The following is a 21,494-nucleotide window of genomic DNA, read 5'->3' as shown; positions in this document are numbered from 1 at the left end:
CCTTCTGAGAGGTTTCCATGGACACCATGCGTGATCGGTTCGCTCCCGTCGTGTCACGGCTGCTCGACGAGGATGCGCGCGTCGCCGTCATCCTCGCCGAGATCGGTCTCGCCGGTTTCGAGGAGGCCCGGCGCCGGCATCCCGACCGGGTGATCAACGTCGGCATCCGCGAACAGCTGCTGGTCGGCGCGGGCGCCGGTCTGGCGCTGACCGGCCTCCGCCCCGTGGTGCACACCTTCGCCAGCTTCCTCGTGGAGCGGCCCTTCGAACAGATCAAGCTGGATCTCGGCCACCAGGACGTGGGCGCGGTGCTGGTCAGCGCGGCCGCGTCCTTCGACTGGCCGGCGGGCGGCTACACCCACATGTCCCCCGGTGACGTCGCCCTCCTCGACACCCTGGACGGCTGGACCGTACATGTGCCGGGCCATCCGGACGAGGCCGAGACGCTGCTGCGGCACGCCGTCGCGGCGGGTGACGACAAGGTGTACGTGCGGCTGTCCGCGCAGTCCAACACCCAGGCTCTCCCCGTCGACGGCGCCCGTTTCCGCACCGTCCGCGAGGGGCGGGCCGGTGTGGTCGTCGCGGTCGGTCCGCTGCTCGACCCCGTGCTCGAAGCGACCGAAGGACTCGACGTCACCGTGCTGTACGCGACGACCGTGCGGCCCTTCGACGCGGCCACGCTGCGCCACGCCACGGAAGGGGCGGGCACCGACGTGGTCCTGGTCGAGCCGTATCTGGCCGGTACGTCGGTCTCCGCCGTGAACGACTCCCTGGTGGACCTGCCGCACCGCGTGCTCGGCCTCGGCGTCGGCCGCCGGGAACTGCGCCGGTACGGCCTCGTCGAGGAGCATGTGGCCGCACACGGGCTGGACGCGAAGTCCCTGCGGGGCCGGATCGACGCGTTCCTGGGGGTACGGGCACAAGCCTGACCGGAGCCGGCCGGACCCGACCGGACCCGCCGGTTGCCGGGCCGCCCTCCCTCAGGCGTCCGTCACGACCCCCAACTCCGGGTAGGAATCCAGCAGTCGGGCCGGTGCCGCCTGCCGCCAGGAGTCCGCGAGGATGTCACGCAACTCGCCGGTGTCCTCGACGGCCGCCAGCCGCACACGCACCCATGCGGACCCGGCCTCGTGATCGGCGACCCAGAACTTCTCGGGCTCGGCGAGGACCAGTTCGTCGCGCTCCGTCTTCGGACAGCGCACAGCCATGGAGGTCTCCTCCTCGGGCAGGGTCACGAACATCTTCCCCGCCACCCTGAAGGTGGGCATGCTCCAGGCGATCTTCTCCACCGTGTCCGGCAGAGAGAGACAGATTCGGCGTACGTCATCGGCATCGTGCATGGAACGCACCGTAACCAACGGCACTGACAAGACCGTCGACCTGGGTCCGAAAGCGCCACAACCCAGGCCTGCGCTCCGGTAATTCACCGCCTGGGCGACCGCCCCCGACACCACACCAACTACTCTGGCCCCAGCCGTACGACCCGCGCCCCCGCATCCCGGGTCGTGCCCCGCCCCGCAACGGTTTCCTCTCTTCCCCGTTGGCCCAGAGGAAAGGTATGGAAGTACATGTCCGACCAGCAGCAGGCATCGGGAGACTCCTCCGCCCGCACAGCGGCATCCAGCACTCCCGACGCCGAGGCCGTCGCGGCCCAGCTCACCGGAACCCCCGCGAGCAAGCCGGAGGCCGGCACCGGCACGGACGCCGAGGCCGAGGCCGAGAAGACCGCGAGTGGACCTGCGGAGGCGGGCAAGCCCGAGACACAGGCCGAAGCCGAAGCCGAAGCCGAAGCCGAAGCCGAAGCCGGTGAGAACGCGCAAGGCACCACCGGGAGTTCCCAGAGCGGGAGTGCCCAGAGCGAAGGCGCCGCGAGCGGGAGCAACGCGCAGGCACTCTCCGCCGCGGCGACCAGGGAGGAGCACGAGGCCGTCGCGACCGTCGCCACCGGCAAGAACACGGCCGTCTCCACCCAGAGCGCGGTCGGCAGACCCCGTAAGCCGGTGCTCGCCGGTGCCGCGCTGGCGGGCGCCATTCTGATCGCCGTACCGCTGTTGATCACGGTCACGGACAAGGACGAGGAGAAGACCGTCGACAACGCGGCCGCCGACACCGTCCTGAACGAGGCCAACGGCCCGGCCGGTGTCTTCGCGACCCAGGCTCCCTCCCCCGCGAAGACGGAGCCGGTGTCGAAGAAGGAAAAGAAGAAGAAGGAAGAGGAAGAGAAGGCCGTGGCCGCGCCGCCGGTCGCGGAGGAGGCCGCCGCGCCCGCTTCGAAGCCCAGCCCCTCGCCGAGCAAAAAGAAGAAGGCTGCCACGAAGAAGGCAGTGAGCACGCTGCCGGCCGTCGTGTCCAGGGTGCTCATCAAGAACAACACCAACGGCACCTGCGTGGACGTCCCCGGCTTCAGCAGTGGCAAGGCGGACGGGCCGGTGACCCACGCGACGTGCAACAGCAATACCGACGACAACCAACTGTGGAATGTCGAGAAGCGTTACGACAAGGGTGGGCCCGGCGGGGCACCGCTCTTCCAGATCCGCAATGTCATGGACAGCATGTGCTTGGACCTGCCCGGCTACCAGGGCGTCGGAGGTGCCACCAAGGTCACGGAGTTTCCGTGCAACGGCACCACGAACGACAACCAGCTGTGGTGGCTGGACAAGCAGTCCGACGGCAGGTTCTGGATACGCAACGCCGCCAGCAACAACCAGTGCCTGGACTCCTACGCCAACAACGACTCCACGCGCAGCCTGATCATCTGGCCCTGCGCTCCGGAGGGCCAGAACAACCACGAGTGGATCTTCACCCGTTCATAACCGGGCCGAGGGCAGGCAGTCGCCGGTGTCGAGCCGGTGCGCGGTGCCCTCGGCCGCGGCCTCAAGCCGCCCGTCCAGACGCCCACCTCTCCCTCACGTCTCACACGTCTCAGACGTCTCACCTTCGGGATGCGATCCCAGATGCGGGACGCCGGGCGCCACTTCCGCCACCTCCGCCAGCGCCTCCAGCACCGGCAGGATCAGCGGGTGGGCCTCGGCTCCCCGCCGTACCGCGGCGAAGACGCGGCGGGTGGGGGCGACGCCGTCGACGGGGCGCACGACCACTCCCGTGAGGTCCATGCCCTGCAGGGCCGAACGCGGTACGAGGGCGACCCCCGCGTCCGCCGACGCCAGCGCGACCACCGCCCGGAAGTCGTCCGAGGAGTGTTCGAGCCGGGGCTGGAAACCGGCGTGCTCGCAGGCCAGGACCACCACGTCGTGGCAGGGGTTGCCCGGGTACGGTCCGATCCACGGATCCTTGGCCAGCTCGGCGAGCGGCACCTCCGTACGGTCGGCGAGGCGGTGCGTCCGGGGCACGACGGCGTCGAACGGTTCGGCGTACAGCGGGATGTGCGCGAGCCGCGGGTCGTCGGCGTCCGGGGCGCCCCGGTACTCGACGGCGACCGCGACATCGACCTGGCGGTCGAGCACCATCGGCAGACTGGCGTCGCCCTCGGCGTCCTGGACACGGAGGAGGATGCCGGGCGCCGTGCGGGCGAGGCGGGCCAGGGCGGGCGCGACGACGAGGGCGATGCCGGTCGCGAAGGAGGCGACGCTGACCGTACCGGCCGAACCCGAGCTGTACGCGGCGAGCTCCGCCTCGGCTCGCTCCAGCTGCGCGAGGACGGCGTTGGTGTGGCCGAGCAGGATCTCACCGGCCGGAGTCAGCCGTACGCCCCGTGCGCCGCGCTCGACCAGGCGGTGCCCCGTCTCCTGCTCCAGGGCGGTCAGCTGCTGCGAGACCGCGGAGGGCGTGAGGTAGAGCGCGGCGGCAGCGGCCGTCACCGTCCGGTGGTCCGCCACCGCCCGGAGAATGTGGAGCCGCCGCGCTTCGATCATGCGCCCGATTCTCTCAGGACTTCGGGGAGTTTCAGGCGGCGTCGTCCGTCAGCTGCGCGCGGGCCGCCACGAAGGCGTCCACGGCGCGGTTCACGTCCTCGGTGGAGTGCGCCGCGGACAGCTGGACGCGGATACGTGCCTTGTCCTGCGGGACCACGGGGTACGAGAAGCCGATCACGTACACACCGCGTTCCAGCAGCAGCTCCGCCATCCGGCCGGCGACGGTCGCGTCCCCGATCATCACCGGGGCGATGGCATGGTCGCCGGGCAGGATGTCGAAGCCCTCCTCGGTCATCCGGGAGCGGAACAGCGCGGTGTTCGCGGCGAGCCGCTCGCGCAGGTCGTCCGCCGCCTCCAGCAGGTCGAGGACCTTGAGCGAGGCGGCGGCGATCACCGGGGCCAGCGAGTTCGAGAAGAGGTACGGGCGAGAGCGCTGGCGCAGCAGGGCGACGATCTCGGCGCGGGCGGCGACGTAACCGCCCGACGCGCCGCCGAGAGCCTTGCCCAGGGTGCCCGTGATGATGTCGACGCGGTCCATGACGCCGTGCAGTTCGGGGGTGCCCCGGCCGCCGGGGCCGACGAAGCCGACGGCGTGCGAGTCGTCGACCATCACCATCGCGTCGTAGCGGTCGGCGAGGTCGCAGATCTCGCGCAGCGGGGCCACGTAGCCGTCCATGGAGAAGACGCCGTCGGTGACGATCAGCCTGCGGCGGGCGCCCGCCGCCTCCTTGAGCTGCTGTTCCAGATCGGCGAGATCACGGTTCGCGTAGCGGAACCGGCGGGCCTTCGACAGGCGGATGCCGTCGATGATCGACGCGTGGTTGAGGGCGTCGGAGATCACCGCGTCCTCCGCGCCGAGCAGCGTCTCGAACACACCGCCGTTGGCGTCGAAGCACGACGAGTAGAGGATCGTGTCCTCCTGGCCGAGGAACGCGGACAGCCGCCCTTCAAGCTCCTTGTGCACCTCCTGCGTACCGCAGATGAAGCGCACGGACGCCATGCCGTAGCCCCAGCGGTCGAGTGCCTCGTGGGCGGCGGCGACGACCTCCGGGTGGTCGGCGAGGCCGAGGTAGTTGTTGGCGCAGAAGTTGAGGACCTCACCCGCACGAGCGCCCGCGGTGACGGTCACGGTCGCGGACTGCGGGGTGCCGATGACGCGCTCGGGCTTGTGCAGGCCCGCGGCGCGGATCTCGTCGAGGGTGGTGCGGAGGTCGTCACGTACGGAGTCGAACATCATCAGTCCTTTAGAGTCCGGTCCAAAGACCGTCGGCCGGGGGCCGGAGTTTTCGAGGAGGTCCGGAGCCTTGGCGGGCCGGGCCCTTACAGGGTCCAGTCGAGGATGACCTTGCCACCGCGGCCGCTCGCCGCGTCCGCGAAGGCCGCCTCGAAGTCGCGGTGGCCGTAGCGGCCGGTGATGACCGGCGCGAGGTCGAGGCCGCCTTCGAGAAGGACCGACATGGCATACCAGGTCTCGAACATCTCGCGGCCGTAGATGCCCTTGATCGTGAGCATGGAGGTGACGATCCGGGACCAGTCGACGGCGAACTCCTCGGACGGCAGTCCGAGCATGGCGATCTTTCCGCCGTGCGTCATGTTGGCGAGCATGTCCCGCATCGCGACCGGGCTGCCGGACATCTCCAGGCCCACGTCGAAGCCCTCGCGCAGGCCCAGGGAGCGCTGGCCGTCCGCGATGCCCGACTCCGCGACGTTCAGCGCGAGGGTGACACCGATCTTGCGGGCCAGCTCCAGACGGTCCTCGCTCACGTCGGTGACGACGACGTGCCGGGCCCCCGCGTGCTTGGCCACGGCGGCCGCCATCAGGCCGATGGGACCCGCTCCGGTGATCAGTACGTCCTCTCCGACCAGCGGGAACGACAGCGCGGTGTGCACGGCGTTGCCGAAGGGGTCGAAGATCGCGGCGATGTCGAGGTCGACGGGGACGCGGTGCACCCAGACGTTGGACGCGGGCAGCGCCACGTACTCGGCGAACGCGCCGTCGCGGCCGACCCCGAGGCCCACCGTGGCGCGGCACAGGTGGCGCCGACCGGCCTGGCAGTTGCGGCACTTCCCGCAGACCAGGTGGCCCTCGCCGCTGACCCGGTCCCCCACCGCGATCTCGCCGACGTCACGGCCCGTCTCCACGACCTCGCCGACGAACTCGTGGCCGAGCACCAGCGGCGCCTTGACGGTCTGCCGGGCCCAGCCGTCCCAGTTGCGGATGTGCAGGTCGGTGCCGCAGATCCCGGTCCGCAGGACCTTGATCAGCACATCTCCGGGCAGGACGACCGGCTCCGGTACGTCCATGAGCCGCAGCCCGAACTCCGCCTTCTCCTTGACCAGCGCCTTCAACGGGGCTCCCGTGCGTGAGGTCCCGGATCCAGGCATGCCGAAGGACGCCCGCACCGGGGAGAGGAGTGGATTCGAGCAGCAATCTGCCGTACATCGACCCCCGGGTCCATCGAGGTTTTCTTAACCTCTGCCGCAGCTTTCCTTCACACCATCGGTCTCCCATCGATCTTTCGGCGGCCACCGGCCGTATCCCTCTTCGGAAAACACCGGCGCCCGAGGAGTCGGCAGTCCCGCCATGCCCCGTAACGCCCGGGGGTGCGCCGTGGGCCGGTTCCCGGTCAGATCCCGCCCTCGGTCAGATCCCGCCCTCCCTCGACTCGATCTGCTCGACCAGCTCCGCCGCCATCGCCTTGATGGTGTCCAGGCCGGACCTTCCCCACGGCCTGGGCTCGACATCGGTGACACACACCGTGCCCAGCGCGATGCCCGTGCGGTCGAGAAGAGGGGCGCCCAGGTAGGAGCGGATGCCGTACTCGTCGACGACCGGATTGCCCGCGAAACGCGGATAGTCCCGCACGTCCTCCAGGACCAACGCCTTGCGGCGGACGACCACATGGGGGCAGAACCCGTACTCGCGGGCCATATGGCGGCCGGGTCCGATGGACGGCGGGGCCGAGCCACTGTGGCCGGCGCCGCCACGGGTCGCCGCACTGCCACGGTCGCCGCCGGTGCCGGCGTCACTGGCGTCGTGCCGGGTGTCCGGGAGCCCGGAATGCGGGAGCCGGGCATACGAGGGCTGGGTATGCGGGGGTTGGGCATGCGGGGGTTGGGCATGCAGGCCCGCGAAGAACTGCCGTTCCTCGCCGACGAAGTTGACCATCGCGTACGGCGCCCCGGCCAGCTCGGCCAGCCGCCGCGCGAACGCGTCGAAGGCCGGTTCCGCACGCTCCCCCAGGCCCAGCACACGCAGTCGGCACGTTCGGGCGGGTGCCTCCTTGTCCTCGGGCGTGAGCAGCAGCCGACCGGCCGGGCGCGACGGGTCGTAGCTCATGTGTGTGCTCCGTGGCTCGGGGCGCGCGTGGGTGCGTGGGCGAGCAGGTGGCGGACGAGGGTGAGCAGGGTCTGCACTCCTGAACTGGAGATCCGCGCGTCGCAGCGGACGACCGGCACGCCCGGGTCGAGGTCGATGGCCGCGCGCACCTCCTCCGGGTCGTAACGGAAACCGCCGTCGAACTCGTTGACGGCGACGATGAAGCCGAGACCGCGCTGTTCGAAGAAGTCGACGGCGGCGAAGCAGTCCTCCAGGCGGCGGGTGTCGGCGAGGACGACGGCGCCGAGCGCGCCTTCGGAGAGCTCGTCCCACATGAACCAGAACCGTTCCTGTCCGGGCGTGCCGAACAGGTACAGCACATGTTCCGCGTCGAGGGTGATGCGGCCGAAGTCCATCGCGACGGTCGTCTCGACCTTGTTCTCGATGCCGTCGAGATTGTCGGTCGCGGCGCTGACCGTGGTCAGCAGTTCCTCCGTACTGAGCGGCGCGATCTCGCTCACCGCGCCGACGAAGGTGGTCTTGCCCACCCCGAAGCCTCCCGCCACCAGGATCTTCAACGCGGTGGGGAAAGGGTCAGAGCTGTCGTCGTAGTCCATCGAGCACTGCCTCCAGAAGAGACCGGTCAGTGGGGTTGTGGTGGAACGTCGGGGGCTTCATGGACAGCGCCCCGCAGTCGACGAGGTCGGACAGCAACACCTTGGTCACTGCCACCGGCAGCTTCAGATGCGCGGCGACCTCGGCCACCGAGACGGGGTCCCGGCACAGTTCGAGCGCCTGGGCGTGTTCGGGGCCGAGGTAGCCGAGGGGGGTGACACCGGTGGCCATCACCTGGGACAGGAGGTCGAGCGCGGTGCTCGGCCGGGTCCTGCCGTTGCTCACCTGGTAGGGCCGCACCAGGCGGCCGGCCGCCCCGTCGAGCCAGGGCCCGTCGCCGGCCGCGGCCACGTTCAAGGCCTCATCGCCGACGGTTCGACGTTGTGCTGCCTCGGCGCGGTCATCAGGTACGGTCGGACGCTCTTGACCAGCATCGCCATCTCGTAGCCGAGTACGGCCGCGTCGGCGTCGCGTCCGGCGAGCACGGCGAGACAGGTGCCGGAACCCGCGGTGGACACGAACAGCAGCGTGGAGTCCAGTTCGACGACGACCTGGCGCACGTCGCCGCCGTCGCCGAAACGGACGCCCGCGCTGCGCCCGAGGGAGTAGAGCCCGGACGCCAGGGCCGCCATGTGGTCGGCGCTGTCGGGGTCGAGTCCGTGCACCGACTTGACGAGGCCGTCGCAGGAGAGCAGCACCGCGCTCCTGGTATGCGGTACGCGCTGTACGAGGCCGCTCATCAGCCAGTCGAGATCGGATGCGTGGCCGGTCGGCACATCGCTCGCCATGAGGGATCGACTCCTTGCAGTACGAAGGTCTTCGGGAGCGGAAGTGTGGGTGGGGGCGGGGGCGGCGTGGTTCATCCGGCTGGTGTGCTCCCGTCGTGCCGGGCGGACGCCTCCGACGCCTCCGACGGTTCGGGCCGCGCGTGCACCGGGTGCACTGTGCGCGTCTCGCCGAAGAGGGATCCGTCCAGGTGATCGGGGCCCGTATGGGCGGACTCCACGGGGGCGGGCTCCCTGGGCGTCGGCTCCATGTGGGCCGGACCCATCGGATCCATCTCCCTGCACCGGGCCTCGGCGAGCCCGATGCCACGTTGGAACGCCGCCATCAGACCGGGATCGTGTTCCACCGGGAACTCGGACTCCTGCCGGGGCGCGGGCCCGCCGCGCAGTTCGGGCACGAGGTGCTCCTGGGCCCGCCGCCTGGGCAGTCGGGGCCTGCTCATGCTGCCGCGCACCACGCCGTTGCGCGGGGTGGGCGGCGTGGCCGTGTTGTCGGCAACGGCCTGCCTGTCGTCGGGGCGGATCCCGGGAACGGCCTCCGCGGGGTTGGCCCTGGTCTCGGCCCCCCGCACCGGAAGGGGAGCGGGACCGCCCCCGCCGCCGTTCACGCCGATCGGCCCGACCGGCGTACCGTCCGGCTGCGACTGTGCATGCGCCTGCGCCTGCGCCTGCACGGCGGTCCATGCCTCGTGCGCCGGGGTCCCATGGGCTGGGGTCCCATGGGCTGGGGTCCCATGGGCCGGGGTCCCATGGGCCGGGGCTCCATGTGCCGCGGCCGAATGTGTCGGGGCCCCATGCGCGGACACCCCATGTCTGGCTGCCGCAGGTGTAGTTGGCCCCTGAGCGGGGGTCCCGCGGGCGGGGGTCCCATGTGGCGGGGTCCCGTGTACGGGGGCCCCACGGGCCGGAACCCGATGGACAGGGGACCCCTGCGCAGGCGTGCCCTGAGCGGAACCCCCCGTGACAGCGGGAGCACCCCGCACCACCGCACCCCGTGCCGGAGAAGACCCGTTCACCCCGGCCGGCGCCACCGTCCGCGCCCCGGTCTGCGCTCCCTCCTCGTCCCCGAGCAACGCCTGCGGCACCACCAGTACGGCCTGTACGCCGCCGTAGATGTTGGTCTGCAGCCGGACGGCGATCCCGTGCCGGCGGGCGAGCTGGGAGACCACGAACAGCCCGATCCGGCCGTCCTGGAGCAGACTCGCCACGTTCACCTGGTCCGGGTCGGCGAGCAGCGCGTTCATCCTGTGCTGCTCGGCCAGCGGCATGCCGAGCCCGCGGTCCTCGACCTCGACGGCGAGCCCCGACGTGACCACGTTGGCCCGCAGCAGCACCTGGGTGTGCGGCGCCGAGAACACCGTGGCGTTCTCGACGAGTTCGGCGAGCAGATGGATCACGTCGGCCACGGCGTGCCCGCGCACGGTCCCGTCGACGGGCGGTACGAGCTTGACCCGTGAGTACTGCTCGACCTCCGCGGTAGCGGAACGCAGCACCTCGGTCATGGAGACCGGATGGCTCCACTGCCGGCGCGAGACGGCACCGCCGAGCACCGCGAGGTTCTCGGCGTGGCGGCGGATGCGGGTGGCGAGGTGATCGACGTGGAAGAGACCCTTGAGCAGGTCCGGGTCCTCGATCTCGTTCTCCAGCTCGTCGAGGATCGAGATCTCGCGGTGTACGAGGGACTGGAGCCGCCGGGCCAGATTGACGAAGACCTCGACCTTCTGCTCGCTGCCCGCGTGGCTGGACAGCTGGGATGCCTGGACGACCGCGCCGATCGCCGCGTCGTGCGCGGACGCCAGGTCCTCCGCGAGCAGGTCGAAGTCGTCGGCGTCCGCGGCGGGCCGACTGCGCGGCCTGCGGACGGGCGGCCCGTCACCGCGGCGCAGTGTCTCGACGAGGCTGAGCAGATCGGCCTGGCCCCGGACGCTGATGCGGCGCAGCGTTCCGATGCGGTCGTGCACGGACCGGGCGGCCCGGTCGGCGGCCACGGTGGCGATCACGATGCCCGCGAGAGCGACCGCGAGGGCTCCGGAGAGCACGATCCACAGGGTGAGGTCGGGGCGTGCGCCGGTCGTACGGACGGTGAAGAGCACGGCGGCGCTCGCGCTGAGAGCCACCGCGAGGGGCGGCAGGATCGCGAGGCGGAGCAGTTGGGGCCGTATGTGGGTCTCGGGCAGTGTGGGGGTGGTGCGGGAGGCCGGTCGCCCGTGCCGCCCGCCCTCGCGGCGGTCTGCGCGTGCGGCCGGTGCGCGAAGGTGAGACATCGACGTCCTCGTACTGGTGTGGCGGGGCTGTGGGGATCCCCCGGTCGAGAGAGCCGAGGAAATCGGCCCTCTGTCGCTCAGCGGCCACTCACAGTAGTCGCCACCGCATCACGTGTGGTGGTCAGATGACAAAGTCCGATGACTGACGTCCCCTCTGGTATGAGCGTTCGTACGACAGACCGATAAACCCCTCGAACACACGCCTCCGCGCCAAACTGAACCGATCAGACCTGCTCAGACCTGGTTAGAAGCGGTCAACGAGAAACGGCGAGGGCGGAGGAGCAGTTCGCTCCTCCGCCCTCGCCGACCGCCTTCGGACAGCCTCAGGTCATCCCGCCGGCACCGATTCCGGGTCTCCGGTGTCCGCCGCCTTGTCACGCGGAGTGTCACGGGCCGCCTTCTCGACGACGGCCTCCTCGGCGACGGCCTCATCGACGGCCACCCCCGCCACAACCGTCTTCTCGGTGACCGTCTTCTCGATGTCGGGCCAGCCACCCTTAGGCGCCAGGGCCACACCCCGCCACCAGGGCTCGGACGGAACGGTCTCCGCCGTGGGTTCGAAGGGCTCGCCCGGGCGGGGCAGCGCGACCCGGGCGCCGACCGCGCGGGCGGCGGTGACGGTGCCCTCGCCCGGCTCGGCCCACGGGTGCCCCGCGAGGTTGAACGTGGCCCAGTGGATCGGCATCATCACGCCGGTGGGCCGGTCGCCCTGGAGGTCGAGGTGGGCGCGCATGCCCTCCTCGGGCGTCATGTGGATGTCGGGCCAGAAGTCGCTGTACGCGCCGATCTGGATCATCGTGGCGTCGAAGGGGCCGTACTCGGTGCCGATGTCCTTGAAGCCGGTGAAGTAACCGGTGTCGCCGCTGTGGTAGATCCGGTGCTCGTCGCCCGCCACCACCCAGGAGGCCCAGAGGGTGTGCTGCGTGTTGCGCAATCCTCGGCCGCAGAAATGCCGGGCGGGTGTGGCGGTCAGGGAGATGCCGCCGACCTTCGTCGTCTCGTGCCAGTCCAGCTCGCGCAGCCGGTCCGCCGGGACGCCCCAGTGCTCCAGATGGGCGCCGACGCCGAGGGGCACCGCGAACAGCGTGTCCGTGTCCGCCAGGGCCCTGATCGTGGGCAGGTCGAGGTGGTCGTAGTGATCGTGGGAGATGACGACCACGTCGACCGGGCCGAGCGCCGCCAGCGGCACGGGCACCGGATGCAGCCGCTTGGGCCCGGCGAAGGCGAACGGGGAGCACCTCTCGCCCCAGACGGGGTCGAAGAGCACCCGGTGTCCGTCGATCTCCGCCAGCACGCTGGAGTGGCCCATCCACGTCAGCCGCAGCCCCGAGGCCGGATGCGCGGCAAGGTCGGCGAGAGTCGTGGCATGCACCGGCACGACGCCCGCCGGAGCCCGCAGGACACGCTCCTCCTTGCGGAAGTAGGACTTCGCGAACTCGCGCATGGCGCCGTCCGGACGAGGGGCACCCTCGGGATTGCGGAACACGCCGTCCGCGTAGTTCGGAGATCTGCGGATGCGCTGCATGCGCTCACCACTCGGATCCACGCCGAACGCGGCGGGGCGCAGAGCACGGAGCCCGGAACTCAGGGAACGGGAGCCGGTCACGGCACCTCCAGTGGGTCGGTCTGAATATCCATTATGGTCGCCGCCTCTGACAGCGCCGGGTCGGGCGCGTGACAGGGCGGTGTCCGTGCCGGGCACGGACAGGATCACCCCGTACCCCACCACTCACACCGAAGATCCGTTCAGCACGTCGACAGACACGATTGACAGATGTGCCCGGCACTTTCGAAACTGACCGATCATTCAGTAGCGAAGGTGCAGGACCGGCACCGGGACGCTGTGTGCGCCCGGCTTCCAGCCGGTCAAACGTTCCGAAGCCGATCCCTGTTCCCGAGGAGCCCCTGTGAACGACCCGGACAGCACCCCCCTGATGTCGCTCACCTGGACCGACCACGTCACGGGCCGTCAGGGGCACCTGGTCGTGGACCGCCTGGTACGCGGTGTCTCCAGCGGCGGGCTGCGGATGCGGGAGGGGTGCACGCAGGCCGAGGTCGCGGGCCTGGCCCGGGGAATGACCATGAAGGAGGCGCTGCACTACAACCCGGAGGGCCGTTACATCCCGCTGGGCGGCGCCAAGGGAGGCATCGACTGCGATCCCCGGGATCCGGAGGCGTACGGCCTGCTGGTGCGTTATCTGCGTGCCATGCGCCCGTACATCGAGAACCACTGGGCCACCGGCGAGGACCTCGGCCTCACCCAGGATCTCGTCGACCGCGCCGCGACGGAGGCGGGCCTGGTGTCGTCGATCCAGGCGGTGTACCCCCTGCTCGACGACGAGGAGGCGGCCCGCCGGCGGCTGGCGGACGCGTTCGCGGTCGAGGTGGACGGCATCGGCCTGGACGAGCTGGTCGGCGGCTGCGGGGTGGCCGAGTCGGTGCTGGCGGCACTGGACCGGGCCGGGGTGGCGTACGCGGGTACACGGGTCGCCGTACAGGGCCTGGGCACCATGGGCGGGGCCACGGCCCGGTTCCTCACGCGCGCGGGGCTGCGTGTCGTGGCGGTCGCCGACGTGAAGGGCACGATCGCCAACGCCGAGGGGCTGGACATCGACGCGCTGCTCGCCGCACGCGACACGTACGGCACGGTCGACCGCTCGGCCCTGCGCCCCGCCGACCGTGAACTGCCCGGTGACGCCTGGCTGTCCGCGGGGGCCGAGGTACTGGTTCCGGCCGCGGTCTCGTACGCCGTCGACATCGTCAACCAGGAGCGGATCACGGCCCGTTGGATCGTCGAGGCGGCCAACATGCCCGTCCTGCCGGAGGCGGAGGAACTGCTCGCCGCGCGCGGAGTCACCGTCCTGCCAGACGTCGTGGTCAACTCCGGGACCAACGCCTGGTGGTGGTGGACGCTGTTCGGTGACATCGGGGCCGACGCGGAGGAGGCGTTCGCGTACACGCGCCGCTCGATGCGCGCCCTGATCGAGCAGACGCTCGCACGCGCGGAGACCGATGGCTCGACACCACGGGCGGCCGCGCACGCCATCGTCGCGGAACGCCTGCCGGAGATCGCGAACCGGTTCGGCCGGTACCGCTGAAGACCCCACCGCGCCGGGGCCAGACCGACACCGATGCCGACACCGACGCCGACGCCCTCACGGCCGGGTCCGTGAAGGCCCCGCGAGGCCCGCACCATGATGGTGCGCACGCGGCCGGTAACCGCCCTTCCGGACGCATCGCCCCCGGCCACGCCATAGGGTTGCCCGGTGGCGAGAGTGCGGTTGGGTGTGGCGGAGCGGCGGCAGGAACTGCTGCGGGCCGCCATCGGGCAGATCGAGGAGCGCGGTGTGTCCGCGGTGCGGATCGCCGATGTGGCGAACGCGCTCGGGGTCAGCAACGCCCTCGTGCTCTATCACTTCTCCACGAAGGAGAAACTGGTCGCCGCCGCGTTCACGTACGCGGCCGCGGACGACCTCGCCCATCTGCGCAAGCTCCTCGGCCGCCGGACGACGGCCCTGCGACGACTGCGGGCCGCCGTGCGCTGGTACGCGCCGACCGGGCAGGCCAAGGGCTGGCGCCTGTGGATCGAGGGCTGGGCGGTGGCACTGCGCGAGCCGGCGCTGCGGGACGTCACCCGTGACCTGGACCGGCAGTGGAAGGCCGCGCTCACCGAGGTCATCGCCGAGGGTGTGGCGGCGGGCGAGTTCCGGTGCCCGGACCCGACGGCCACGGCACTGCGCCTCACCGCCCTGCTGGACGGGCTGGCCGTGCAGATGACGGCGTATCCCGGCGCGGTCTCACGCGCCCGCACCCAGCAGTGGGTGGACGAGGCGCTGGCCCGGGAACTGGGGCTCGACCACGTCGAGCCCCAGGCTCCGAATGCCTGAGGCAACCATCCCTCAGGCATTCAGGCATTCAGGCATTCAGGCACGCAGACATGCAGGCGTTCAGGTACGCAGGCGTTCAGGTACGCAAGCGTTCAAACACTCAGGCCACGGCCTCTATCCACGACTTGATGTCGTTCAAAGACAGGCTCCCCTTCGCCTCCACGCGGTCGCCCGAGGACTCCCCGCGCAGCCGCCGGCCGATCCACGGCACCAGGTACTCGCGTGCCCAGTGGATGTTGTCCCGCCGCATCTCCAGCGTGCCGCGCGGCGGCAGCACGGGCCAGGGCTGGTCCGGGTCCGCGGGCACCTCAAGGCCGAGGACCTGGCCGGCGCGCAGGGCCACCCGGGTGTGCCCCTCGGCCGACAGATGGAGCCGGTCGCCGTCCCAGGCCCGCCGGTCCTGGATGGTCTTGAGGGACCACAGGTCGAGCACCGGACAGTTGTACCGGTCCGCGATGGCCCGCAGATGCAGGTTGTACGTGGCGATCTTGCCGCGCATGTGCCGGAGCACGGGTACGCCGCGGGTGTCGAACCCGGTGGTCACGAGGACCGTGCCGACGGCCGACGTGAGGTCGGCGACGGCACGCTCGTATCGCTCCGCGACCTCGTCGGGATCGGTGCCCGGCCGGATGATGTCGTTGCCGCCCGCGCAGAAGGAGACCAGGTCCGGCGCGAGCTCCCTGGCCCGCCGCAACTGGTGCTCGACGATCTGGTCGAGCAGCTTCCCGCGAACCGCGAGGTTGGTGTAATCGAAGTCGCCCTCGGGCCGCCGGTCCGCGAGCAGTACCGCGAACCGGTCGGCCCAGCCGACGAACGCCCCGTCCGGACCAGGGTCGCCGACGCCCTCGGTGAAGCTGTCCCCCACCGCCACGTACGACCCGATCACTGATCTGTTGTCGTCTTTCGAATCGTCTGCCACGTCGGCCCATGATTCACCTTGAGGTGTGACCTACGCGACCGTAGGACGGGGTTGACGCCCGGTGAGATAAGCCACTCGTCAAGTGTTGGTCAATCCCGGAATAAGGGACGCGTTCGGTGGCGCTGCCGCAGCTCCCGGCGCCGCGGGGTGTGGCGAGGAGGTCGTCGGGGGAGCGGGACATGCCGAAGGCCGGACCCCGGGGATCACAGGGTCCGGCCTTCGGAGACGAGCCGGGCGGTCGGCACCGATCGACGCGAATCGACGTCGGCGACGTCGGCCGACACCAGCAGGCGTCGGCCGACACCAGCAGGCGTCGGCAGGCGTCAGCAGGCGTCAGCAGGCGTCAGCAGGCGTCGGCCGGCGTCAGATGGAGACGCCCTTGGCGCGCAGGTACGCCAGCGGGTCCACGTCCGAGCCGTAGTCCGGGGTGGTGCGGATCTCGAAGTGCAGGTGCGGTCCGGTGACGTTGCCCGTGGCACCCGAGAGGCCGACCTGCTGTCCGCCGGTCACGGTCTGACCGGCCGAGACGGAGAGGGAGGACAGGTGCGCGTACTGGGCGTAGTGGCCGTCGGCGAGCTGGATGACGACCTGGTTGCCGTACGCGCCGCCCCATCCCGCGGAGACGACCGTGCCCGCACCGACGGACTTGAGCGCGGTACCGGTGGGAACCACGAAGTCGACACCGGTGTGGTACCCGCTGGACCACATGCTGCCCGACATCTTGTACGCGGTGCCGATGGAAGCCCCCGAGACCGGCAGCGAGAAGCCGGTGGCCGTCGAGGTGTCCGCGGCCTTGGACGCCGTGGTCGTCTTCTTGGCCGCGGGCTTGTCGGCGGACTTGTCGGCGGACTTGCCGGACGACTTGGGGGCGGTGGAGTCGGAACTCGAAGCCGCCGCCTTGCCGCCGATGGCGAGCTTCAGGCCCGGGTGGATGAGAGACGGATCGCCGCCGATGGACGTGCGGTTGTCCGAGTACAGCTTCTTCCAGCCGCCACTGACGTCCTGCGTGTCGGCGATCTTCGACAGGGAGTCGCCCGAACGCACGGCGTACGTCCTGGTCGCGGCCTTCTTCGCCTCGGCCTTCGCCTCGGCCTGCTTCTCCGCGGTCGGTGCGGCAGCGGCGGACTCGACGCTCGCGACATTCGCGACATTCGCGGCGCTCGACACGGAATCGGCGGCGGTCTGCGGAGTCGCGGCGTGCGCTCCGGCGGCACCGAGCAGCGGGAGGGCGAGTGCTGCGCCCCCCGTTCCGGCCACGGCTATGGATCGGGTGAAACGCTGGGACTTGGGACGGCGGTGCTTACCCTTCGCGGGCATGACGAATTCCTCTCCGGCGCCTGCGAGGTGAGCTGTCGGGTGCGAGCTGGAGATGCCCGGCCGTGCTTTCGCACGACTTAACCCCAAGCCGTTCCGGAGACCGGAACAGGCGTACTACCTGTGGGTCCCCCGCTCCTGCCACATACGGGTGAGTGTGCGGATTCCGGGCGGCGGCAGGATTGGGCGTCCGTCCGGATTGGAGGCGAACGTAAGCGACATGAAGAGGCCGGAACAAGCTTGAGGGTTTCCTGTGTGCCCCGTTTTCTTGATCCTCGACCGAAATACCGGTCACCCTGCGTGAATACGGGCTGTCCCTGGTTTGTTGAACCCCTGAAAACAAAGCGGACTTACGTGAGCATGGCGACAGCGGAACGTCACGGGTATGACGCTGCTCACCAAGGACCGCCCCAGGAGCCTTCACTCCGGCGCGAGTTGGAATGAAGGCTCCATTACGGACACATCAGTCACACGCGACGCAGGCGGATAACTGCCGCATCGAGGTCCCCACGCAACCCCGTCCGCAACCCGTGGTGCAACAGCACCGCACCTCGGTGGACTTCGCCCGTTTCGAGACATTTGTACGATGCCGACGGGTCGAGGCCCCGCAGCCTCACCGGCGCGGCCGGTTCTCCGTAATGCTGGGCCTGGAGCCAGGCGAGGACGACGGCGTCACCGTCACGGACGTACTGGACGGCGCTCAGTCCGCCCTGCGGCGCCCGCAGCCGATGAAGCTCACCGCCCTGCACGACGGGCCTGATCTCCTTGTAGAGCTCCACCCAGGTCCGCGCCTCGGCCAGCTCCTCCTCGGTCCAGCGGGTGAGGTCGCCGCCGACGCCGAGCACCCCGGCCATCGCGCTCACGAACCGGAAGCGCAGCGAGCTGACGCGTCCGTTGAGCTGCGTGTTCGGGCTGTCGGTGACCCAGGCGGCCATGGCCCGCGCGGGGTGCACCTGACTGAAGCCGTGCTGGATGGCGAGCCGGTCCAGCGGGTCCGTGTTGTCCGAGGTCCACACCTGGTCCGTACGCGCCATGATCCCGAGGTCGATCCGGCCGCCGCCGCCCGAGCAGGACTCGAAGGCTACGCCCGGGTGGGCCGCCCGCAGCCGGTCCAACAGCTTGTACAGGGCGTGCACATGATCCACCCACAACCGTTGCGGGTACGCCTCGCCGGGCCACCCCGCGTCCGTGAAGCAGCGGTTGAAGTCCCACTTCACGTAGTCGATCGGCGCACTGGCCAGGAGCGCGTCGAGCTGCTCCCACAGGTATTCCTGGACGTCCTCGCGGGCGAGGTTCAGGACGAGCTGATTGCGCAGTTCCGTCCGCTTCCGTCCCGGCTGGAACTGCGCCCAGTCCGGGTGCGCGCGGTACAGGTCGCTGTCGGGGTTGACCATCTCGGGCTCGACCCAGATGCCGAACTGCATCCCCAGCCCGTGCACGTAGTCGCTGAGGGGCCGGAGGCCGCCGGGGAAGCGGTCCCGGTTGACCGTCCAGTCGCCGAGGCCGGCCCGGTCGCTGGTGCGTGCCCCGAACCAGCCGTCGTCGACCACGAACAGCTCGACACCCGCGTCGGCGGCCCGGCGGGCGAGGGCCCGCTGCTGCTCCTCGGAGATGTCGAACTCCGTGGCCTCCCAGGAGTTGTAGAGCACGGGCCGGTCCTGGTCCGCGTCCGGGATCACGTGCGCGCGCTGGTACGCGTGCCAGGCGCGGCTCGCCCCGCCGAAGCCGCCGTCGCTCCACAGCCCCGCGAAGACGGGAGTGACGAAGGTCTCCCCGGGCTCCAGCCGCAGCAGACCCGAGTCGTCGTATCCGGCCCCGCCGGTGATCTGCACGCGCGCGTCGGGCAGTTGGGCCACCGCGATCCGCCAGGTCCCCGACCAGGCGAGGGCGCAGCCGTAGACCTCGCCCAGCTCCTCGGTCGCCGTGCCGTCCGCGTCCAGGGCGACCCACGGCAGATGCTGGTGCCCGGTGTGCCCGCGTCGGCTGCCGATGATCTTCTCGCCGTAGGTGAGTTCGGAGCGCACGAGCCGGGACTCGGCCGCCCAGCGTCCGTGCAGCTGGGACAGCCGCCACCCGTCGTGCCGCGGCAGCGTCCAGGTCGCGGAGTCGGCGCGCAGCACCTCCAGGGCGGGCCCTTCGTTGGCGAGGGTCACCCATCGCTCGACGACGTCGGTGCCCGCCCGCATCCGGTAGTGCAGCGTGACGCCGAGCCCGGAGTCGGAGAACCTCAGCCGCAACTCGTCACCGGCGGCCTCGGCGGCCCCCTCCCCGTCGGCGGTCTCGTACCCCTCGAAGCGCCATTCGGTGCCGCGCCTCTCCGGCGTGCGCACGGAGAGCGCGGGCCGTACGAAGCGGGGGCCGCCCTCGACCGGGTACTCCTCATGGCCGTCGAGGGTGGCCTCGAACGCCCAGTACTCGGGACCCGGGCCCGCGGCGAGCGCCTCGGCGTCGGCGAGCGCGATCCTCGGGCCCCAGTGCAGATGAAGCAGCTCGTCCTCGTCACCGAGCCGCAGGCCGTAGCTGCTCGTGGGTCCCGAAAGAAGCCACGTACGGCCGTCTGCGCCGATCTCTACCATCAAGCCCTCACATATTCGAACAGGCACGCTCAAGCCCCAACATCATCAGGGCCGACCTGCCTTTCGGGCAACGCCTGTGGACAACTCATTGGCCCACGAACCCATGTCGTATCGTCGGATACGCACCTCGCCGACGAGCCGCGTCGGTGGCCGAGGGGAGGAGCCCCCGTGACGCAGCAGGTCCCGTCGACCGAACCCGAGCTGGCCGGCGTACGCAACTTCCGCGATGTGGGCGGCCTGCCGACGGCGGACGGCCGGCGGGTGGCGTACGGACGGCTGTTCCGCAGCGGCCACCTGGCGCACGCGACGCCCTCGGACGCCGCGTTCCTCGCCTCACTGGGCCTGCACACGATCTTCGACTTCCGCAATGCGGCCGACCAGCGGCTGGAGGGCGCCGACGTCGAGCTGCCCGGGGTGCGCAATGTGAACCTGCCGCTGACGGACCCCGCCGACGGCGCCGAGTTCTGGAAGATGGTCCGCGACGGGAACCTGGACGAGCTGCGGGAACTGCTCGCGGACGGCCAGGCGGCGAACCGCATGATCACGTCCTACCGCACGATCATCAAGGAGCGCACGGCCGAGCATCGTCAGGTGCTGCACGCGCTGGCCGAGGACAGTGTCCCGGCCCTGATGCACTGCGCGGCGGGCAAGGACCGGGCCGGTCTCTCCGTCGCCGTGACACTCCTCGCCGTGGGCGTCGAGCGCGAGGCCATCGAGGCGGACTACCTGGAGTCGAACGCGGCGCACCGCCGCTACAAGGTCCACCGCGGCAGCTCCTCCTCCTCGGCGTACACCCCCGAGGTGATGGAGCTGCTCAGCCCGCTCTTCGACGCACGCGCCGAGTACCTGGCGGCGGCGTTCGACACGATCGAGGAGACCTGGGGCGGGGTCGACGCGTACCTGGAGCAGGCGCTCGGCGTGACCCCCGGGATACGGGAGCGGCTGCGGCAGCGGTTCCTCGACTGACCCGGCCGCCCGGACCCCCTACCGGACCCCTTACTGGTTCTGGGCTCCCAGGGTGAAGAGCAGGTAGACGAAGGCGGCGAAGACGTGCCCGACCGCCACATAGATGATGAGCCGAACCCACAGCGCGCGTGGGAACTTCTCCTCCAAGTCCTTCATGAGCCTTCTCCTGAGATCGTCGTCGGAGTCGTGGAAAGGGAAGGGCCGGTGACGGTCGTCGCCGGCCCGAGACACAGCGCGGCCGTCGGACTCTGCAGCAGGGTGTGTACGAAGAGCAGCTCGGCCCCGTCACGGTCCGCGGCGGCGATCCGGTGCGGGGTCAGCGAGTCGAAGTGGGCGCTGTCACCCGGTTCGAGGACGTGTGCGGTGTCCCCGAGCCGCAGCCGCAGCCGCCCGTGCAGGACGTACAGCCACTCCTCGCCGGGGTGGACCCGCACGATGTCGCCCTGCGCCCCGTAGGGGACGTGCACGCGCAGGGACTGCATGCCGCGTCCGGCGGCGCCGGCCTGCCAGTACGTCCAGCCGCCGGCCCGGGTGGGCTCCATGTCGGCGGAGCGCACGACGGCGTCCCGCTCGGTGACCGTCTCACCGAGCAGGTCGGAGACGGTGGTGCCGTAGACACGGGCCAGGGTGAGCAGCATCGGCAGCGAGGGCTGGCGCCGGCCGGTCTCCAACCGGGAGAGATGGGCGGGCGAGAGTCCGGCGGCACCGGCCGCGGACTCCAGGGTGAGGGCTGCGCGGTGGCGCAGTGCGCGTAGCTGGGGCGCGACGGCGGGCAGCCGCTCCGGTTCGGGGGGTTGCGTACCCTTGTCAGGGTTCATGTGTCCATTGAGCCGCAGCTTTGCCTCCGAGGCAAATAACTTGCCCCAGAGGCAAAAGGCGCGGGCACCCTGCGGCTGGCCGCGCAGTTCCCCGCGCCCCCAAGGACTCGGCCGCACCCCCGCCTCCCAGGGACGCGTGCCTACAGGGGCGCGGGGAAC

20 protein-coding genes and 1 riboswitch are annotated in these 21,494 nt (G+C 70.7%); of the genes, 5 read left to right on the top strand and 15 right to left on the bottom strand.

Going from position 1 to position 21,494, the window contains the following annotated elements; genetic code table 11:
* Positions 1-17: 17 nt before the first annotated feature.
* The gene (locus ACIOKD_RS18620; RefSeq protein ID WP_402084808.1) at positions 18-929 is read left to right on the top strand and encodes a transketolase family protein; all 912 of its coding nucleotides are present in this window, start codon (positions 18-20) and stop codon (positions 927-929) included.
* Positions 930-980: 51 nt separating this feature from the next.
* Here ACIOKD_RS18620 and ACIOKD_RS18615 read toward each other — a convergent pair whose 3' ends face one another.
* A complete protein-coding gene (locus ACIOKD_RS18615; RefSeq protein ID WP_402084806.1) occupies positions 981-1,340 on the bottom strand; it encodes an MmcQ/YjbR family DNA-binding protein in 360 nt (119 codons plus the stop codon).
* 228 nt (positions 1,341-1,568) lie between these two features.
* On the opposite strand from ACIOKD_RS18615, the gene ACIOKD_RS18610 reads away from it, so the two are divergent.
* On the top strand, positions 1,569-2,813 hold the full coding sequence (locus ACIOKD_RS18610) for an RICIN domain-containing protein (RefSeq protein ID WP_402084804.1): 1,245 nt from the start codon (positions 1,569-1,571) through the stop codon (positions 2,811-2,813).
* A gap of 93 nt (positions 2,814-2,906) precedes the next feature.
* Here the strand turns inward: ACIOKD_RS18610 and ACIOKD_RS18605 are convergent, their stop codons facing one another.
* The 9 genes from ACIOKD_RS18605 to ACIOKD_RS18565 all read right to left on the bottom strand — a co-directional run bounded on the left by ACIOKD_RS18605 (position 2,907) and on the right by ACIOKD_RS18565 (position 12,461).
* Positions 2,907-3,872, bottom strand: coding sequence for a LysR family transcriptional regulator (locus ACIOKD_RS18605; protein WP_402084801.1), 966 nt, complete (start codon positions 3,870-3,872; stop codon positions 2,907-2,909).
* Positions 3,873-3,903: 31 nt separating this feature from the next.
* Positions 3,904-5,106, bottom strand: coding sequence for a glycine C-acetyltransferase (locus ACIOKD_RS18600; RefSeq protein ID WP_402085056.1), 1,203 nt, complete (start codon positions 5,104-5,106; stop codon positions 3,904-3,906).
* An 86-nt stretch (positions 5,107-5,192) separates the two neighbouring features.
* Positions 5,193-6,221 carry an L-threonine 3-dehydrogenase gene (gene tdh / locus ACIOKD_RS18595; protein ID WP_402084799.1) on the bottom strand — a complete coding sequence of 343 codons (1,029 nt, stop codon included), beginning with the start codon at positions 6,219-6,221 and terminating at the stop codon, positions 5,193-5,195.
* A 295-nt stretch (positions 6,222-6,516) separates the two neighbouring features.
* Positions 6,517-7,212 (bottom strand): GAF domain-containing protein, encoded by a 696-nt coding sequence (locus ACIOKD_RS18590; protein ID WP_402084797.1) that lies wholly within the window; start codon positions 7,210-7,212, stop codon positions 6,517-6,519.
* The gene (locus ACIOKD_RS18585) at positions 7,209-7,808 is read right to left on the bottom strand and encodes an ATP/GTP-binding protein (RefSeq protein WP_107019936.1); all 600 of its coding nucleotides are present in this window, start codon (positions 7,806-7,808) and stop codon (positions 7,209-7,211) included. Before ACIOKD_RS18585 ends, ACIOKD_RS18590 begins: the two co-directional genes overlap by 4 nt.
* A complete protein-coding gene (locus ACIOKD_RS18580; protein ID WP_402084793.1) occupies positions 7,786-8,157 on the bottom strand; it encodes a DUF742 domain-containing protein in 372 nt (123 codons plus the stop codon). The genes ACIOKD_RS18585 and ACIOKD_RS18580 overlap by 23 nt, the downstream gene beginning before the upstream one ends.
* Positions 8,158-8,159: 2 nt before the next feature.
* Positions 8,160-8,594, bottom strand: a complete 435-nt coding sequence (locus ACIOKD_RS18575; protein ID WP_402084790.1) for a roadblock/LC7 domain-containing protein — start codon at positions 8,592-8,594, stop codon at positions 8,160-8,162.
* Positions 8,595-8,665: 71 nt separating this feature from the next.
* Entirely contained in the window at positions 8,666-10,855 is a 2,190-nt protein-coding gene (locus tag ACIOKD_RS18570) for an ATP-binding protein (RefSeq protein ID WP_402084787.1), read from the bottom strand.
* Positions 10,856-11,183: 328 nt separating this feature from the next.
* Positions 11,184-12,461 (bottom strand): MBL fold metallo-hydrolase, encoded by a 1,278-nt coding sequence (locus tag ACIOKD_RS18565; protein ID WP_402084785.1) that lies wholly within the window; start codon positions 12,459-12,461, stop codon positions 11,184-11,186.
* 328 nt (positions 12,462-12,789) lie between these two features.
* Between ACIOKD_RS18565 and ACIOKD_RS18560 the strand changes: the two genes are divergently transcribed.
* The gene (locus ACIOKD_RS18560) at positions 12,790-13,953 is read left to right on the top strand and encodes a Glu/Leu/Phe/Val dehydrogenase dimerization domain-containing protein (RefSeq protein WP_402085054.1); all 1,164 of its coding nucleotides are present in this window, start codon (positions 12,790-12,792) and stop codon (positions 13,951-13,953) included.
* A gap of 168 nt (positions 13,954-14,121) precedes the next feature.
* Entirely contained in the window at positions 14,122-14,742 is a 621-nt protein-coding gene (locus tag ACIOKD_RS18555; RefSeq protein ID WP_402084783.1) for a TetR family transcriptional regulator C-terminal domain-containing protein, read from the top strand.
* 100 nt (positions 14,743-14,842) lie between these two features.
* On the opposite strand, the gene ACIOKD_RS18550 is transcribed toward ACIOKD_RS18555, so the two are convergent.
* From ACIOKD_RS18550 to ACIOKD_RS18540, 3 genes are all read right to left on the bottom strand, one after another.
* Positions 14,843-15,628: an SGNH/GDSL hydrolase family protein gene (locus ACIOKD_RS18550; RefSeq protein WP_402085052.1), complete on the bottom strand. Its 786-nt coding sequence runs from the start codon at positions 15,626-15,628 to the stop codon at positions 14,843-14,845.
* 396 nt (positions 15,629-16,024) lie between these two features.
* The gene (locus ACIOKD_RS18545) at positions 16,025-16,978 is read right to left on the bottom strand and encodes a peptidoglycan DD-metalloendopeptidase family protein (protein ID WP_402084780.1); all 954 of its coding nucleotides are present in this window, start codon (positions 16,976-16,978) and stop codon (positions 16,025-16,027) included.
* Positions 16,979-16,982: 4 nt separating this feature from the next.
* Positions 16,983-17,158: riboswitch (cyclic di-AMP (ydaO/yuaA leader) on the bottom strand.
* A 284-nt stretch (positions 17,159-17,442) separates the two neighbouring features.
* Positions 17,443-19,551: an alpha-galactosidase gene (locus ACIOKD_RS18540; protein ID WP_402085049.1), complete on the bottom strand. Its 2,109-nt coding sequence runs from the start codon at positions 19,549-19,551 to the stop codon at positions 17,443-17,445.
* 168 nt (positions 19,552-19,719) lie between these two features.
* Here ACIOKD_RS18540 and ACIOKD_RS18535 point away from each other — a divergent pair, with 168 nt between their 5' ends.
* The gene (locus ACIOKD_RS18535; RefSeq protein WP_402084778.1) at positions 19,720-20,517 is read left to right on the top strand and encodes a tyrosine-protein phosphatase; all 798 of its coding nucleotides are present in this window, start codon (positions 19,720-19,722) and stop codon (positions 20,515-20,517) included.
* A gap of 30 nt (positions 20,518-20,547) precedes the next feature.
* Here the strand turns inward: ACIOKD_RS18535 and ACIOKD_RS18530 are convergent, their stop codons facing one another.
* Positions 20,548-20,673 (bottom strand): DUF6126 family protein, encoded by a 126-nt coding sequence (locus ACIOKD_RS18530; RefSeq protein ID WP_402084775.1) that lies wholly within the window; start codon positions 20,671-20,673, stop codon positions 20,548-20,550.
* The gene (locus tag ACIOKD_RS18525) at positions 20,670-21,335 is read right to left on the bottom strand and encodes a helix-turn-helix domain-containing protein (RefSeq protein WP_402084772.1); all 666 of its coding nucleotides are present in this window, start codon (positions 21,333-21,335) and stop codon (positions 20,670-20,672) included. Before ACIOKD_RS18525 ends, ACIOKD_RS18530 begins: the two co-directional genes overlap by 4 nt.
* Positions 21,336-21,494 lie beyond the last annotated feature (159 nt).

This window comes from Streptomyces sp. NPDC087844 (assembly GCF_044742785.1).
GTDB lineage: Bacteria > Actinomycetota > Actinomycetes > Streptomycetales > Streptomycetaceae > Streptomyces.
Note: the sequence above shows the minus strand (reverse complement) of the source record. Positions and strands in the feature narration are given on the sequence as shown.